Annotated in this window: 10 protein-coding genes; all 10 read left to right on the top strand. The window is 37.9% G+C overall.

The window, feature by feature from the left end; genetic code table 11:
- Positions 1-744 precede the first annotated feature (744 nt).
- The 10 genes from HMAT_RS16265 to HMAT_RS16315 all read left to right on the top strand — a co-directional run bounded on the left by HMAT_RS16265 (position 745) and on the right by HMAT_RS16315 (position 18,477).
- Positions 745-1,272, top strand: coding sequence for an RNA polymerase sigma factor (locus HMAT_RS16265; protein ID WP_104383882.1), 528 nt, complete (start codon positions 745-747; stop codon positions 1,270-1,272).
- A gap of 46 nt (positions 1,273-1,318) precedes the next feature.
- Complete coding sequence (locus HMAT_RS16270) at positions 1,319-2,479, top strand: FecR family protein (protein WP_104383883.1); 1,161 nt, start codon at positions 1,319-1,321, stop codon at positions 2,477-2,479.
- Positions 2,480-2,732: 253 nt separating this feature from the next.
- Positions 2,733-6,362, top strand: coding sequence for a SusC/RagA family TonB-linked outer membrane protein (locus HMAT_RS16275; protein ID WP_158655905.1), 3,630 nt, complete (start codon positions 2,733-2,735; stop codon positions 6,360-6,362).
- Positions 6,363-6,373: 11 nt separating this feature from the next.
- On the top strand, positions 6,374-7,843 hold the full coding sequence (locus HMAT_RS16280; RefSeq protein WP_104383885.1) for a RagB/SusD family nutrient uptake outer membrane protein: 1,470 nt from the start codon (positions 6,374-6,376) through the stop codon (positions 7,841-7,843).
- Between the two features lie 3 nt (positions 7,844-7,846).
- Positions 7,847-9,217 (top strand): substrate import-associated zinc metallohydrolase lipoprotein, encoded by a 1,371-nt coding sequence (locus HMAT_RS16285; RefSeq protein ID WP_104383886.1) that lies wholly within the window; start codon positions 7,847-7,849, stop codon positions 9,215-9,217.
- Between the two features lie 3 nt (positions 9,218-9,220).
- Positions 9,221-10,570: a DUF4302 domain-containing protein gene (locus tag HMAT_RS16290; protein ID WP_104383887.1), complete on the top strand. Its 1,350-nt coding sequence runs from the start codon at positions 9,221-9,223 to the stop codon at positions 10,568-10,570.
- 918 nt (positions 10,571-11,488) lie between these two features.
- Complete coding sequence (locus HMAT_RS16295) at positions 11,489-11,746, top strand: hypothetical protein (protein WP_104383888.1); 258 nt, start codon at positions 11,489-11,491, stop codon at positions 11,744-11,746.
- Positions 11,747-12,615: 869 nt separating this feature from the next.
- Positions 12,616-13,047 carry a nuclear transport factor 2 family protein gene (locus HMAT_RS16305; RefSeq protein ID WP_104383890.1) on the top strand — a complete coding sequence of 144 codons (432 nt, stop codon included), beginning with the start codon at positions 12,616-12,618 and terminating at the stop codon, positions 13,045-13,047.
- 426 nt (positions 13,048-13,473) lie between these two features.
- On the top strand, positions 13,474-16,992 hold the full coding sequence (locus HMAT_RS16310) for a SusC/RagA family TonB-linked outer membrane protein (RefSeq protein ID WP_104383891.1): 3,519 nt from the start codon (positions 13,474-13,476) through the stop codon (positions 16,990-16,992).
- 111 nt (positions 16,993-17,103) lie between these two features.
- The gene (locus tag HMAT_RS16315; RefSeq protein ID WP_233789395.1) at positions 17,104-18,477 is read left to right on the top strand and encodes a RagB/SusD family nutrient uptake outer membrane protein; all 1,374 of its coding nucleotides are present in this window, start codon (positions 17,104-17,106) and stop codon (positions 18,475-18,477) included.
- Positions 18,478-18,602: the final 125 nt, after the last annotated feature.

The raw sequence follows: 18,602 nt of genomic DNA on the forward strand, positions 1-18,602 counted from the left end.
AGATAATTTAGCTTATCCCCTATTTTCTGAAATTTAATTACCATGAAACGAATTGAGAAGCAGTTGCCGGAGGAGAAATATGAAGTATGTTTTCGTGGAAGGCCAAATGCTAATAGCCAAATGTAGATTTTTGTAAAACTTTATTTAAAAAATATCGCTGAGCCATTCTTTCGGCAGATGCCTTTTTCTTTCTAATTCGTATTAAATTCCATACCTTTTCTTTCAATTTCAAAGAAAGAGAGTTTGAAGAAGTAAAAGATGAAGAATGGGTGATTGATATCGTATACGGGCAGGATCAAATTCCGGCCAAGACGATAAGCATTGCATGCGACGAATTTATGGGTACCCCTATGCTTGGGGAATCGGGCGATAGGTATACTGAATCATATTTGTCTTACAGAATAACGAGACTGTTAAATAAAACATGTCTCGTTTAACATGTTGTGACAATAAAATCCCGCATGACTGATTTAGTTCGTTAATAATTTAGCTGCTAACTTTTCTGCAAATATTTGGTTCCTAATAATCTCAAAGCGGTTTTCGCTTTTTTTTGTATTTGATGTTCCTGATCTATTAATGGAGAAAGGAAGATAAAATTCCGTTTATTAATATTTTTTTGCAAAAAATAAAAAATATTAGCCATTTTTATGTCACAATTATTAAACATCTTTAGAGATAGGGTGTTGGATGTCCTAAGATATCCACTGTGAATTTTTACAAGTGGAAGCGGAACGAATCTAAACTATGCAAAAAGAAGAAATATTATTCAAGACACATTATAACGGACTCTGTCATTTTGCATGGAAGATATTGGGGGATCTTATCGTCGCCGAAGATCTTGTACAAGATTCTTTTGTTGCTTATTTTAAAAATACAGATCAAGTAAGCAATAACGATATAGCGATAAAAAACTACCTTTATAGTTCGGTACGTTTTGCTTGCTATAATCATATTCGACATGAGAAAGTGCGGCAAAAATATTGGAATATTGTTGGATTTACCGAAGAGGATAATCTGGCGCTTGAGTTAAATATGATTCATAGTGAAGTGATCCAGGAGATCTACAAAATCATTGAACAAATGCCCACTTCCTGTCAGCAGGTCTTCCGATTAGGATACTTAGAAGGTTTGTCTAACCTTGAGATTACTAAAGAACTTCAAATTAGCATTAACACCGTGAAAACGCAAAAACAGAGGGGAATGAAAATGCTGTTAAAACGCCTAAATCCTGAATTTATCCCACTTGTAATCTTTTTGTTAAAAAATATTTAAATTTTTGTCACCCCTTTTTTTGTTTTGCGTTTCCTTAATATAATATATGAAAGAAAACACAGGACATATTGCCCCCATTATTCAAAAGTTTCTCAGCGGACAATTGTCTGCGGAAGAGCAATGTCAACTCGATCAATGGCTTAATGCGAATGCGCAAAATAGGCAATTATTGGAATCGTTCCGTCAGGCAAAAGATATTGAGGAAGACCTAATTATAGTCCAGCAGTTAGATGCGAACAAGGCGTGGGATAAGTTATACAATAAAAAAAATAACAATACAATAGATAGCTCCAGAAAATGGTTTCTAGGGGTAGCCGCATCGATTATCTTTTTAATAGGTACTTTCTTTTTATGGAAAATCAAGTTTTCAGAAGAACAAACCAAGACATTCCACGTCGCAATTAAGAAAAAGCAAGATGTTGCGCCAGCGACAAGTGGAGCAGTTTTAGTATTGGCCGATGGTACTAATATTCCACTAAACGGGGATTCAACAAAGACGTTGAGTAAAAATAATAACTTGATCGGTAATAGTAGTGAGCTAATTGTAAAAGATACGCATAAGACTATTCCCACACAATACAACTTGCTAATCGTTCCAAAGGCCAGCTTTTATAAAATGACCTTAGTTGATGGAACGAAAGTCTGGGTCAATGCGTTGTCTCAATTAAAATTCCCTTCCCGGTTCTCAGCCACTGAACGACGTGTTTTTTTGGAGGGAGAAGCTTATTTCGAGGTCGCACATGACCCGAATCACCCTTTTATTGTAGAGTCTAAAGGGAATGAAATCAAAGTATTAGGTACGCATTTTAACGTGAATTCCTATTCAGATCTGGTGCGTACAACATTAGCTGAGGGCCGGGTTCAAGTATGGCAGGATAATCAGCACGTAGAACTGTCACCCGGAGAATATGCGTCATCCGCTAAGGGATATCTGATAAAAGGTAAAGCGGATTTACAACAAGATCTATCTTGGCATAACAATGAATTCTATTTCAAAAAAGAAACAATCGTGAATATTGCTCATCAATTATCACGATGGTACGATTTGGATGTGAAATTTAGAGGGAATGTACAAATGGATAAAGAATATACAGGAAGTATTGAACGAGATGTGAAATTATCGCAAGTCCTGGAAATGCTGTCTTATGTTAGTGATTTGAGGTTTGAAGTAGATGGGAAAAAATTGACTATCGAGACAAAAAGCTGAAAAATTACACCGAGTTTTTACCAAAATTAAATGCTTATGATAAATTGATAACTAAACCAGTTGACCTAAGAAAAGAGAACAGGAATGTTGGCGCATCCCTGTCCAGAAAAGATGTGATAAACAGGTCTCAAATTAGAAGTAACAATTAAAACCCTAATTAACCACAAAATGTAAATGTATGAATAACTTACCATTTAGCAAAAAGTGGCTCTTGATCCCTCAAGATCCGCGATTTTGCAAACCCCTTCGTATTATGAAAATTAGTACATGTCTTTTATTTGCATTTGTGACAGGCGTACACGCAAAAGGTACAGCCCAGAAAGTCACCTTGAATATGAAAAATGCTCGAATTGAAGAAGCGTTGTCTGCTATTTCCAAGCAATCCCATTTGCGTGTGCTGTATAGCGAAAACTTGAATTCTAAAGCACGGATCTCTGTCAATGTCAAAAATGCTTCTGTCGAAGAGGCGTTGAATGCGGTATTAAAAAGTAATAATATTGAATACAAAATTATTGCCAATACCATTTCAGTAAATAGTAATGTAAAGAACTTTAGTACGACAGTTCCTATCGCACTGCAACAGCAGACTATTTCGGGCACAGTGAAAGATAAAGATGGAAAAGGACTAAGTGGAGCTACGGTGACCGTAAAAGGAACATCAGTTTCGACACAAACAGATGACTTAGGTAACTTTAAGATTAATGCATCTCCCTCGGCAGTTTTAGTAGTACGGTATGTTGGATTTGGCACTAGGGAAATTTCTATGAATGGTAAGTCAACCATAAATATAGTGCTTACAGTCGATGATCTAAAGTTGGATGAGGTTAATGTTATTGCCACAGGTTACCAAAATTTGGACCGTAAGCTGTTCACTGGTGCAGCTTCAAAAATAGACGCGAAGGAAGCCGAGCGCGCTGGAGTGCCAGATATCTCTAGAATGCTCGAAGGACAGGCTGCAGGTGTATCGGTTCAAAATGTCTCAGGTACCTTTGGTGCAGCTCCGAAAATTCGTGTTCGTGGAGCGACCTCATTGACGGGGGATAATAAGCCATTATGGGTAATTGATGGGGTAATTTTGGATGAAGCCGTCAATATCTCAAATGAGGCTTTATCGACAGGAGATGCGAATACCTTGTTGGGATCTTCCGTCGCAGGTTTAAATCCCGACGACATTGAATCAATTACTGTACTTAAGGATGCTGCCGCAACAGCTCTTTACGGAGCAGCTGCGATGAATGGTGTTGTTGTTGTCAATACAAAAAAGGGTAGAAATACGGAAGGTGTGACACATTTCAACTATTCAGGAAATTTCACTACATATATCAAACCTAATTACAATCAGTTTGATATCATGAATTCTGCCGAACAGATGCAATTGATTATTGATACTGAAAATAAGGGCTATTTAAATCACTCTCAAGTCTCACGAAATCCTACTGGGGGAGTGTTTACTAAGATGTATAATTTGATTAATACACTTGATCCAAAAACAGGTAAACCACTTTTAGAAAATACGAGAGATGCTCGTTATAATTTCTTACAACGTTATGCTAATATAAATACTGATTGGTTTGATTTGTTGTTTAAGAATAGTTTGGTTCACGATCATTCTTTGAGTATGAGTACCGGAACGAGCAAAGCGCAGACCTATGCTTCTACAAGTTTTATGAACGATCCAGGGTATACATTGGGGAATCAGGCAAAACGTTTTACGGCCAACATTCGAAACAATTATAAAATTAATGACAAATTAAGTACGGAATTAATTTTCCAAGGAAATATTCGGGATCAACGTACACCTGGGACTTTAAACCGAAATGCGGATGTAGTATATGGAAGTTACTCCCGCGATTTTGACATTAATCCTTATTCCTATGCATTAAATACTAGTCGTATTATTTCAGCGTATGAGGAAAATGGTGATCTAGAATATTTTACTAGGGATTATGCTCCTTTTAATATATTAAATGAGCTAAATAATAATTATATCAAACTCAAATTAATGGATCTGAAAGTTCAAGGGGCAATTACCTATAAAATTTTGCCATCATTGACTTATTCTGTTAACGGTATGTACCGGTATTATAATTCTGAAAGACAGCATTATATAACAGAAAATTCAAATTTAGCACAGGCTTATAGAGCAACATCGGATTTGGTCATAAATAAATCAAATAGATTTTTATATGCTGATCCTGATTTTCCAAATGAAGAGAGTTATGTTGTATTGCCTAATGGAGGATTCTTTAATGTGGCCAATAACAATATGATTAGCTACTACATGCGGCATAATTTGGAGTATAATCAAAAATGGAATAAGCATAGTTTGAATTTATTCGGTACCTATGAGTTACAATATGCCGATAAGCAAAGCCACGATTTTGTAGGACCAGGAATTGAATATGATAATGGTAATTTAGTACGGCCCACCTATCGTTATTATAAAAAAGCAAATGAAGTCGGAGATTATCCATTTAGTATGAAATACAATTATGATCGAAAATTAGGATATGCTTTTCGGGGAGCTTATAATTACGATAATAGATATTCTTTCAACTTTACTACACGGTATGATGGGTCTAATAAAATGGGACATTCTAATGTTGCCCGTTGGTTGCCCACATGGAACTTATCCGGGGCTTGGGATATAAGTCAAGAAAAATTCTTTAATCAAGATAATAAGATTCTTTCTTCTGCTAGATTACGAGGGACTTATGGTTTGGTAGCCAATATGGGAAATGCCTCAAATTCATCTGCATTATTTTATAATGCTATTACCTATAGACCCTATGAAAATGAGAAAGAAGGGAAAATTAACTTGGATGGATTAGAAAATTCAGAGTTAACCTGGGAAAAGATGTATGAATTGAATGTTGGCCTTGATCTCGGGTTTCTTAAAGATCGTCTTGATCTGAATTTTGACTATTATAAACGTAAGAATTTCGATCTAATAGGAACTGTACGTACATCGGGAATTGGAGGTCAATATGAAAAATTAGCAAATTATGCTGATATGAAAGGAAGCGGATTAGATCTACAAGTGGGGGGATATCCTTTTAGAAATCCAAATGGAATAACTTGGAGAACGCAATTTACATTAGGATTTAATCAAACGGAAATTACTAAGTTGGATGTCACACGTAATATTTGGAATTTAATCTCAGCGGAAGGGGGAGCTAGATTAGGATATCCTCATCGTGGATTGTATTCTATAGATTTTGATATTTTGGACGCAAGAGGTGGATACCCTACTTTTATTGGTACGGATGGTACTAAAGGTGCAACCTATTTTTGGGTTCAGGATAATGATACAGAATTTTTGAAATACGAAGGACCAGTTGATCCTAAAGTAACGGGAGGATATTACAATAGATTACAATACAAAAATTTTAATTTATCCTTTTTACTAAAATTTGCATTTGGTAACGTTGTTCGCCTGCAACCATCATATTCCTATATGTATTCTGATATGTATAATGTGTCTAAGGATTTGATTAATAGATTTATATATAGGGGTGATGAATATTTGACTGTAATACCTTCAACATTAGATGGTCTTACAGCAGAGTATGATGTCAGAAATTCTTTAGGCGAACGTAATGCTGCAAACTATACGTACAATGCCTATAATTATTCATCGGCTCGCGTTGCAAAAGGTGATTATATTCGGTTATCTCAGATTTCATTCGGATACAATATACCTAGAGAAATTGTTTCTAAAATTAAATTCAGAACAGCTCAACTGAATTTGGTAGGTAATAACCTATGGCTTTTGCATGCAGACAAAAAACTAAATGGAGTTGATCCAGAGTTTTATAGTAATGGCGGTGTCGCATTACCTGTTCCAAAACAAATTACATTATCTGTGAAATTAGGGTTTTAAAAAACTAGATTATGAAACTATCAAACTTTAAATATTTAATTTTTTCTTCTGCGATTCTTTTTAGTGGATGTAGTAAATATCTGGATCATGAACCGGATATGAGAGCTGAAATAGATAATATTGACAAGGTAAAACGCTTGTTGACCTCAGCTTACCCGTTTAATAATTATCTTACAATAGCAGAAACTTACTCTGATAATGTTGAAGATAAATTTGTTGGAACATTGTATCAGCCCATTCCAAGTTTATACTTCTGGGAAGATGTAAAAGATAACGGCAGTGATACACCCACAGGTTATTGGAATGCGAGTTACGAAGCAATTGCGGCAGCAAATCATGCTTTAGCTGCGATAGAAAAAAATAAAATGGGTGAAGATGCTGATCCCTATAAGGGGGAGGCATTGATGGCGAGAGCTTATAATCACTTTATGTTAGCCTGTTTTTTTGCAAAAGTATACGACAGAACTACTGGTGCCGCGAATGATTCACCCGGTATCCCATATGTAACGGAGCCTGAAACGGTAGTTATCAAGAATTATGATCGTGGTACGGTTAAATCAGTATTTGAAAATATAAGAAAAGATCTTGAAGAAGGCCTGGCTTTATTAGATGCCGGAGGTGGCAATTGGTCTGTGCCTAAATTTCATTTTACCCCCGCTGCGGCTCATGCATTTGCGTCAAGGTTTTATCTATTTACAGGAGAGTATCAAAAAGTCATTGATAATGCGAATAAAATATTTGCTTCGGGTAATTTTGTGGGAAAGTTGATTCCTTACAATTCTACGTTTAGAAAGATGGATTTCGAGTCTGTCAAAATTGCTTTTAATAAACCAGAACAGCCTTATATTTTATTAATGAATGAAACATATACCAGTTATCCGCATTGGGATAGTCGCTATGCGATGGGGATTGAAGTTTTTCAGCGTATATATAATGGCGAAACAGCTGCGGGTGCCCAATTTTATAATTTTGGGGTCTCTTATGGTTCACCTCATTATACCACATATATCTGGAATGGCTATTGGTATACAACAGACCAAGCTACGGGATCTGGGTACCCGATGTTAATGGTTCCGGTTTTAGTTACAGATGAAGTCCTAATGAATAGAGCGGAAGCTTATTTGGAATTAGGAAATATGAATGCAGCTATAGCTGATCTTAATCTAATGGCCAGTAATCGCATAGATGCCTATAACCCCAATACGAATGGGGTAACGGCAGCAAAATCCAAAGCATTTTTTAAGGTTGATACGGATAAGGAAGCTATTGAAAAAACGATCTTGCAATTCAAGCAAGTGGGGTTAATGTCCATGGGGTTACGTTGGTTTGATATTATTCGAAAAGGAATTACCGTCAAACATAATGTCATAGGTAATGATGAACGGGAATCTTTTATTGAATTAAAACCAGACGATCTTCGTCGTGTTTTTCAAATTCCTCAAGAAGCAAAACTGTCTGGTGTCGAACAAAATCCGAGATAAATCATGAAAAAATTATATAGTTTATGCCTGGGAATAGCGCTTTTTAGTATGCTAAATTCCTGTAATAAAGAAGAAAAACTGGACGTTAAGATTGAAAACTATGATACATTCACATCAGGTCCTTTAGATGATTGGATTTATAAAAATCTAACACAACCCTACAATATTGAAGTGATCTATAGATATCAGCGCAATATGCATGATATTAATAAGAATATCGCACCCACACAAGAGGATAAGGTTATTCCACAAATGGAAGTAGTCATGAAGGCTTTTTTGGATGTCTATGCGGCTGTTGGAGGCGAAATGTTTATAAAAACTTTCACGCCGAAACAATTTGTGTTATTTGGATCTGGTGACTATGATCCCGACGGATCAGTTAAAGGTGGTACTGCAGATGGGGGAAGAAGAATAACACTCTATGGTCTCAATGGTTTTGATAATACAAACGCAAATGCAGTGCAAGGAAACCTTCAAGTTGTACACCACGAATTTACGCATATTCTTAACCAAAACAGATTGATTCCACCAGATTATGAACAGGTCTGTAAAGGGGATTATTTAGCTGATTGGACATCTAGTAAAAATACGACAGCTGTGGCGCGCGGATTAGGCTTTATTACACCATATTCGCGCAAAGCGGTAGGCGAAGATTTTGCGGAAGTTTTGTCTCATCTGATTGTTGCGGGACAGTTATTCTATGATAATGCGGCATATACTGCCGGAAAAGATGCGTACGCTAAATTCAAACTGAAAGAAAGTATTGTCCGAGACTATATGACACAGTATTACAATATAGATGTCACACAACTCCAACTAGAATTTCAGCGGATTATGGAGAGTATATATAAATCAACCAATTATACTGCTGGCTTAGCAATATCAAATAACTATTTAGGCTCATTGGATTGGGATATAAGGAACGCTTGGGGAATCGAAAATACAATTTCGGAAAAGCAAAAGGTGCTTTTTACAAATATTTTGGATGAACTGGGGGGATGGACAACGAAAACGATGACCTTCCAATTTGTCTCAGCAACGAAAGCAATATTGAACATTACATTTGGTGATAAAGATAGAACTTGGACCGCATCTTATGATTTTGATATCGTTAAGAATCCAGACAATTCCTTTAAAATAAGTAAATCAGCAACGCAAGGAACAGAGGGAAATTATGGTAACGGCGCTTTAGATTGGGTACTTAAAGATACTCAACCATTAATTGATTATTTAGGTAGCACAACATTCACAATGAATTGGAAAAATGCTGAAATCAATAAGAATCCGAATGATTATCTGCAATATTTAATTATGAAGGATAATAAGGATCCAAATGCGACAATTTTTGGAAAAGTTAATTTGAGAAAATATTAAGTTATGAAAAGAATATTTTATTTAATTCTTCTGGTTTTGCTAGCTTTTAGTTGTACAAAACCAAAAGGAGTGGACGTCCTTATCGGAGACCCGACAGAACGTGTGGCCGACACTTTAGCTTATCTTAAAAAGACGCTAGTAGATGCTCCGGATGGGTGGAAGGCTTATTTATCGACCGCTTATTCTGGTGGTTATGGCTTTTATATGAAATTTGATCAAGATGATCGTATGAAAATGATTGCTGATTTGACAGATGAATCTTCGTCCGCTGTGAAGGAATCTACTTATCGAATTCGACAAATTATGAATGCAACTTTATCTTTTGATACCTATAACTACATAACGATGTTGGAAGATCCAAATCCAGATGTGTATGGCGGGCAAGCTGGAAAGGGTATGGGAAGTGATGTTGAATTTGATTATATTAAGACAGTTGGTGACAGTTTATTTTTTGAAGGCAGGAAATTCAAAAAAGCACTTGTGCTTGTAAAGGCAACCAATACTGAATCCAAAGAATACTTGAATAAAGGATATTCAAATGCTATTAAATCGACAAATGAATTTTTTACAAATAATCAGAATTCATATATTGAAGTAGATGGTTTAAAATACCAAGTTTCAATTAATTCAGGAACGAAAGAAGTTGGAGCCATGACGATATTGCCAGGCAATAAGGTTGTTAGTACTACAACTAATTTTTATTATACGTTAGATGGTTTTGGTTGTGCGATGGATTCATTAGCTAGTTTTGGGAAGGCGAATGTGGTATCAAAACTTAAAGTTGGCAAGATCAATATTGTTAGGATCGGGGAAGAAGATGGTAAGTATTTTGCGATTGACGAGAATAACAAAAAATATGAAATTAAAAATTCGATACAACCCTTAGTACCGCTTCATTTGTTGATTGGATCTAAATATGTAGGAGTGTATTTGGATTATAAAGTTCTTCTACCAGGAACATCTACGGACGGGACTACGATTATTAATCGCTATTTCAATGGCTTAGCCAATGGCACCCCGTACTATTTTAATTGTGGATATTTTTCATTGCAATGGGATAAGAACAATAACCGGATTAATTTAGTCGGTGCCACAAGTCAAAGTAATTGTAATTCGGTTTGGAATACAACCATTGGATATAATTATACTCTGGACGAAGAAACGGGTATTTTTAAATTAACAAAACGATCTGAAGCTGCGGGGGGGTATGCTGCTGCAATTTTAGATCAATTAGACGATTTTTTAATAAATAGTAGCTTTAAATTAGAGTTCGTTGTTGACGGTTCAAATGTTTATGCAAAAATGGTAGGCATTGAAAGGCCAAATGTTCAAATGACTTTTGATTTATTTTAATAAGAAAAGGTAATGGTTGAGTCATGCTCAATCACTACCTTTTTTAGGCTGAATAGATGAAATCAAATTCAAAGTTCTCTAGTGACGGGATCGTTTTGCTGTTTGGTTCTCCAATCTGAGTACCTGTTTAATTATGTTTTTTACCCCCAGAATTTCTAAGATTAATGTTTTATCAATTTTTTATTATAGTATTTAAAGTTATGGTTATTCTGTGTCCATTAGCTTTAATTGTGTTCAGCTTAATGGATCTTTACAAGAGGAACTTTGAAAATTCAAGTGATCGAACTATGTATATAGCTTTGATCTTAGTTTTGCCTTTAATTGGATCCTCTATTAATTTGAGTAATAGACATAGGTTTCCATTAAAATAGATTTCTGCGCTCTATTTTTATAAAACTGAGACCTTTTGTGATCTTCAATGCCGCAAAATTTAAAGATGGGTTGTATTTGGGACTTACTGTCGAGCAGATAGAGGAGCTGAAATAGGATTTCTTACTAACAAAATATTATAGAGCCATTCTTTCGGGGATGGCTTTTTTGTGATGATATCGGATGGCGTCATTTATCAAAAATATCTATCTTGTTTCAGCTTCAAATTTATTCCGAAAATTCTTTGCCAAAATGATAATCCAGCAATTTAGATGGATGTTCATCAAGTCCTTTTGCTAATTCAACAATTGTCGAATCACTAATATATATATTGTTTTATAGTTTCATTTCCCTTTATAGAGAATATATGACCGGAATCGAAAGCCAGGTAATCCCCTGTAACTAAAGTACAGTGAGAGAAGACGCTAGACGTCAGACAAGGCTGCTTGCAGGATAACCCAGTTATAACCATTCGCGATGGCGAAGATATTCGTCTGTTGGACTTGGACATCGTTTTAATATGGAATAGTAATGGAATGAACAGGATCTATGAACGTAATACATCGAATCCACCCATTACATGATAGCCATCCCTTAAAATACCTCGTCGAACGACTAGATACTAGGCAATATTACCAGATAACACGCTGGGAACTCTTACGCCGGAGCATTGTGAAAGGGTACGAGGTAAACGGCGATAAAAATTTTAGATTGGAATTAGATTTTCCACTTGAGCAGCAGCTGGTGATCAACAAAGATAAAATCGATGATTTTGCGATATGGTTATTGAGAGATCAAGAGAAGTAATTTTAAGTTTTCCACATCATGTTAATAACGATGTGGAAAACTATTTTTACCTCTATCTGGACGACGCTGAGGTGAAAATGCTTCAAATTGCACCATGGCGGCGTCATTTTGCGGAGCAAAATGCTCATATTCTCCTGTGTCTAAATTGTTTCGACCTAGGTTTGTGGCATTTTGTCACAGGGAATTTTCGCCTACCCGCCTGTCTAATTCACTTTCTCCTCTGTATGTTTCATTTCGACAGCTATCTAAACGAAAAACCCTTCCGTTTGTATGACACAGACGGTTGACTTTTTCATTCTGATGGGTAACTCATTCATTCTGTCCTGTAGAAATGTTAAATAGTTCTGTGTCGAGATGAATTAAGCATAGGACTAAATCATTCAGATACTCGGGGAAATGCCAAAGCCGGAGTGCGAAATCGAGCTCTTGAAGGGCAATCTTACACTTTACGTCGCTATTCGTTATGGAAGTTATGGCATCGAGATGATTCCCTGCGCAGTGATGGCTATCTTGATAGTCAAGATATTAAGATCGCTTAACAAGTGATTCGCTTCCAAATAAATATTATACAATTTTTCTACCACCTTAATCTTTCACCGCTCCATCCCCCTCATTCACCGACTTTTTCCTAATGTTAGTCTAAATGTAATAAAATCGTAGTCTGCGTTGTCTTACTTTTGAATCAGAAACCATCAAGGGCTATACCAACTTACAAATAGAATATTGGATCTCTCGCTCATGATAGCTTCATTGCCAATAAGAGAAAATTATAAAAATGAAAGTTGAAGGAAATGTTGCAACATAATCAACAGCTCTGCGACTACTAGAAAAGAGATAATAAAAACTAACACTATAAAGTAGAAAAAATTATGAACACTTTAATAAAAACATTCGCAGCAGTAGCTTTGATCACCGTATCAACATGTACAATGGCAGCAGATAATCCCGGCAAAGGGTTGAACCTATCTACAGCAGACCTGGCTATCGATAGCTATGTGTCGGTGATGACCGAAGGTATGTCCGGTGGTGTGGAGCAATTATTTGCTTCTGACTTTAGCCAAAAAATCCAAGGGGATAATGGACGTACCAATAAACGCTCGGAGGTGATTTCCTTTTTGAAAAAGCAAAAGGGTGAAAAGTTAAACTGTAGTACCAAAACGGAGATCCTTGAAGAATCCGAAAATTATATGGTGGCACGCATTACAATGAAATTCGAAACATTTACAAAAACTGACCTGGTAACCTTAGTGAATGAATCCGGAAGCTGGAAGATCGCTAGCTCGGTTAACTCATACAAATAGAAACTGTTTAATTAAATTCATATGTTTATTTTAAGCCACGTCGTGATGATGTGGCTTTTTTGTTTTCGGAGGCCTCTCCTTATAATAACTCAGGTGTTTAAGAAAAGATTGCCCTAATGGATTTGCACTGTCCTACGAAAAAAAATGATACAATACATGTTTTATTAAATTATTGATAATTAAATGTTTGTGTGTTTTGTTGTGGCGAATATTGCATGTGTTATTACTATCTTTTCAAAATAAATATCAATAACTGATAACAAATTAGATTTAAGGACGTTTTATTATCTATAAGTATATGTAACAAAGTTGATATAAATAGACTTGTGGGAAAGGTGTGAAGTTTCAACCTTTTGTTGTATGTATTTTCATTTTTGCTTGAAACGTCATTATTTCAATTAGATTCTTATTATAAATATTTAACGTATGATGCACCCCCTAAACCACACTCTTCTCTTTGCCTGCGGTTTTATTCTTTTCTGCCACTCAGGGCAGGCTCACACGATCGAAATCAATTACCGTACTCATAGAGCTACTTTTGCTAAGCCACCTTCTTTTCAAAGGCTTGACACCATCGGGATTAGTGGTAAAGTCACAGATTCATTGGGGACAGCACTTACAGGAGTGGTCGTCACTGAAAAAAAAACGGGTAATAGCGGTCTGTCAGATCAAAGCGGAGCGTTCAGACTTTCAGCGGATCCCAATGGTGTATTAATTTTTATAAAAACTGGATTTGCCATTAAAGAAGTCTATGTAAACAATCAAAAAACTATAGCAGTTTCCTTGTCAGCCGGCGCGGCGAAGGCTGTAACCGATTCGACAGTGCAAAATAGAGATTCTACAGCTACTGTTGCCGCTGGTCGGGATAGTATGACAAATGTCGCTGCTGGCCGGGATAGCACGACAAAAATAGATGCCAATCAGGATAGTACCACAAGAGCTACAGGTAACCCGAATAGCGCTGCAGGTGTGTCCGCAGGAAAAACATCAGTGACCGGGACTGTAACGGGACCTAAGGGCCCCTTGCCGGGAGTTACTGTAGCGGTAGTCGGTACGAATGTGTCTGCAAGTACGGATGAAGCCGGCAAATTTCAGATTGCTGCTGGCCCGAAGAATCAACTCAGATTCTCTTCACTTGGTTTTGAAGCGATAACCCAACTCGTTGGTGATCGAAAGGATATACAGGTCGTACTTAGTGGCGAAACGAAGGTACTCGATTCTGTGCAGGTTGTCGCGGTTGGTTATGGTACGATGAATCGCGCGACACTACCGAGTGCGGTATCGAGTATTGGTGCCAATGAAATCAAAGACGAAGTATTGCCAAGTATTACCCAGGCAATACAAGGTAAGGCGGGCGGAGTTCAGGTTACGCAGAAGTCCGGTTCACCGGGAGGCGGGATAAGTATCAGGGTGAGGGGCACGACATCCATCAACGCAAGTTCGGACCCACTATACGTTGTCGATGGCATTCCGGTCAATAGTACGACCAACTTCACCGGAGGATCTACATTTGATTTTGGAGGTGGAACCCAAGGGATCAATGTGCTATCCTCAATCAATCCCTCGGATGTCCAATCGATCGAAATATTGAAAGATGCGGCATCCTCATCAATCTATGGTTCAAGAGCTGCAAACGGTGTCGTCCTAATAAGTACAAAAAAAGGTGTGGCTGGACAAAGTGAGTTCAACTTTAATATGTACGAAGGATTCTCGCAGGTGCCCAAGGAGCGGTATTACGATTTTATGAATACCGAGCAGTATCAGGATTATATGAAAGATTACTACAAAATCTTACAGCAACAGGATCCTAAAGCAGTCATTCCAGAGCAGATATTCGCCAATCCTAATGTCAATACGAACTGGCAGGATGCCATATTTAGGAATGCAGCAACCAGAAGTTACGAACTTTCATCAAGGGGTGGCAGTGAGAAGACACAATATTATACTTCCGTTGGCTACATGAAGCAGGGCGGTGTACTGTTGGGATCCGACTTCAATCGCTTAAGCGGTCGTATAAATCTGGATCATCAGCACAATGAGAAATTGAGATTTTCTACGGCTATCAATCTAACCAGGGCTGTCAACCACCGTGTGCAGGAGGAAAATTCCAAAGAAGGTGCCACCAAAAGTGGTATATTTTCTCCGCCTAACTTAGCGGTGTATGACGCGGCTGGAAACTTTGTCTATGACCAGGTGAGAAATACACGTGAAAATCCTGTTGCGATGTTAACGCTTCCCACCAATGAAGCGCAGACTTTTCGCGTATTGGCAAATGCCAGCGCAGAATACAATATCGTTCCAGAACTCTTACTAAAGACAAGCTTTGGAACAGATATCAGCTTCATCGATGAGACTTTCTTTATGCCTCCAGTGGGGCTTCGTTCATATGCTAGTCAGGGTGGTATCGGCGCTCGCCGGAATACCCGCGACCAGCTTTGGATCAATGAGACAACATTGACCTATGATAAGAAATTCGGTGACCATAGCATCAATGCTTTAGCTGGGTTTTCGGTTCAAGAATCCAGGCTAGAGTTTGTCCATGGACAGCGTTCAAATTTCCCTAATAATGACATCCCTTATATCACTGCCGGAGGTGTTATCACTGGTGCAAATTCTTATCCCGAAGAATGGGCTATCGCCTCTGGATTTGCCCGTGCAACATATATTTATAAAGATAAATATATCCTGAATGCAAATGTACGGTCGGATGGCTCTTCACGCTTTGGAGCCGACAATCGTTGGGCAGTATTTCCATCATTCGCAGGAGCTTGGAGACTTACAGAGGAAGATTTCCTAAAGGATTCTAAGGTGATTGATGATTTAAAACTTCGTGCGAGCTGGGGGATTACAGGTAATCAAAATATCGGGAACTATGCTAGCCGTTCGTTATACTCGAGTGGCAACAACTACATGGGACTCGCAGGATTTGTACCAAATGTGTTGGGTGATCGTAATTTAAAATGGGAAACTACCAATCAATGGAATGTTGGTGTTGATGCCGGGTTTCTGGGAAATAGAATTTCAATGTTGGCAGATTACTATTATAAGAAAACAACGGACTTGCTAATCGGGCTCCCTATTTTAACCAGCTCAGGTTATCTCACTCGATTTACTAACTCCGGTGATATTGAAAATAAGGGTTTCGAATTTGAATTAACCACCAAAAACTTAGTCGGTGAATTTAAGTGGACCACTTCCCTAAACATGACCTTTAATCGCAATAAAGTAGTTGCATTACCTGAAGGGTTGACAGAAATGCGTGGCGGGGTAGGCGATCTGAACCGTGCAATAGTAGGACAGCCCCTTGGCGTATTCTATGGCTGGCAAGCAAACGGTGTCAATCCACAGACAGGGATGATTGATTATTTAGGTGCGGACGGATCTGCCGTAACACCGACAGATTACAAAGATCAAAGGATGATCGGCGATCCTAACCCATCGTTCTTTGGTGGTATTACCAATAATTTTGCTTATAAGAATTTTGATCTAAGTATCCAGGGGCAATTCACATATGGGAATGACATCTTCAATTATAACCTGGCATCGGGACTGGAAGGATTCAACCCAAGTTCCAATCAGTTTGTAGATTTTGTCGACAGATGGAGAGCACCGGGCGATATTACTGACGTTCCGAGGCCAGCACCGGGAGACCTTAACAATGGTGCCATATCATCAAGATTTGTCGAAGATGGTTCATTCTTTAGAATTAGAAATATCACATTTGGCTATACCTTGCCGTCTAGCATCGCAGAGAAAATCAAAATGAAAAAGCTCCGCTGGTACGCTACGGTTCAGAATGCTTTTGTGTTCACAAATTATCGAGGTTATGATCCGGAAGTCAGTTCAAGCCACGGTGGTGCCAATACAGGGCTGATTTATGGATATGACTACGGTAGTTATCCGCAACCGAGGATATTCACTACTGGTGTTAACGTAACTTTCTAAACGGCGTGAATAATGAAGATGAAGCTTACCTTTTGCAGAGGAATAAACAGGCCGAATAGGACGAGCTCATTTAAACAATTTAAAACTTATACGCGTAAATAACTTGTACGGATGAAAAGAAATAAAATAATATTAATTTTTTTGGTGACCATGATCGCTTCTTTTGCAATATCATGTTCTAAATTCTTAGATCGCGATCCACTTGGGCAGATAACCCAAGACAAATTTTTCAATTCCGAAACCAATGCCAATGCCGCTGTTTTGGGAATGTATCGGACGATGATGAATTCATTTTCTTTTGGTCAGTCCATCATCGTTGTTCCAGAGTTTTCGGCAGCTCACGTTCGGCATTCTGCCAGTTTTCCAGAATACCAAAACTTTTCAGAACATAAAATACAAGCAATCAATCCCTGGATTGCCAATATGTGGCAAGCTGTATATACCACGATCAATGCTGCCAACCAAGTGATTGAGGAAGTCCCAAAAATGACCGAGAATATGATCACTGAAGACAAGAAAAAGATGTTTGTTGGTGAAGCTAAATTTATTAGAGCTTTAAACTATTTTTTTCTGGTACGAGCCTTTAACAAAGCCCCACTAAAACTGTCGTATACCAAGGAAGGGGATAATATTGATATTGTTGAATCCGACAAAGCAGCACTCTACACACAGATTGTTAAGGATCTGACGGATGCTATCGCTGCGCTTCCCGAAGAAAATCCAAATACAGGTGATGCGGCCAAGGGACGAGCTTCGCATTGGGCGGCGAAAGCGCTGTTGGCAAAGGTCTATCTGTACCAAGCTTCCATTACGAATGATTATAAAAAAGCAGCGGATATGGCCAATGAAGTGCTGACCGCAGGTGGTTTTGGGCTGGTGACGGATTACAGTACAATTTGGACGACACAAAATACGAACGAAGCTATTTTCGAAATTCAATTTGATGATCAAGCAACCAATCCACTCGCAGCTGTCGCCAATGACAACCCTAGCGTGTTATTTTTTGCTAAAGACTCCGCAATCCTAGACCTATATACCGAGCAGGACAAACGAAAGGATTTTACTGTTAAAAAAGGAAGCAATAATAATTATTTCATGGGCAAGTTTCCGAATTTCTCGCCGGCCAGTCAAAATGTAACTGTCATCCGACTTGCAGAGATTTACTTGATCCATGCTGAGGCTAAAGCGCGCGTAGATAACAAGGTCAGCAACGCGGCTTACAACTCGCTAAAAGCTGTACAGGTGCGCGCAGGCATTACTGTTCCAATGGATATGTACAATAATTTGGAAACCTTCATCACTGCCGTGCAGGAAGAAAAGGAAAGAGAGCTCATGTTTGAAGGCGAGACTTGGTTTGATTTTAGTCGGACTAAATTAGCACTTAAAAAATATGAAAATCTGAAAGACGAGAAATTCCTGCTGTATCCTATTCCTTCTGCTCAGATAAGTTTAGGAACTGGTCTTACACAAAATCCAGGATATTGATATAAGCAATTGTTGGACTGTAGCCCGAATGGGATTTCAACACTGATGGGTTTTTGTCGGAATTTAACTTATCGAGATAGCAAAATCTAAATAGTAACAAAAGAAAGCCTCTCATTTGGGAGGCT

Origin of the sequence: Sphingobacterium sp. HMA12, assembly GCF_002933815.1 — a bacterium.
In the GTDB taxonomy this organism is placed as follows: domain Bacteria; phylum Bacteroidota; class Bacteroidia; order Sphingobacteriales; family Sphingobacteriaceae; genus Sphingobacterium.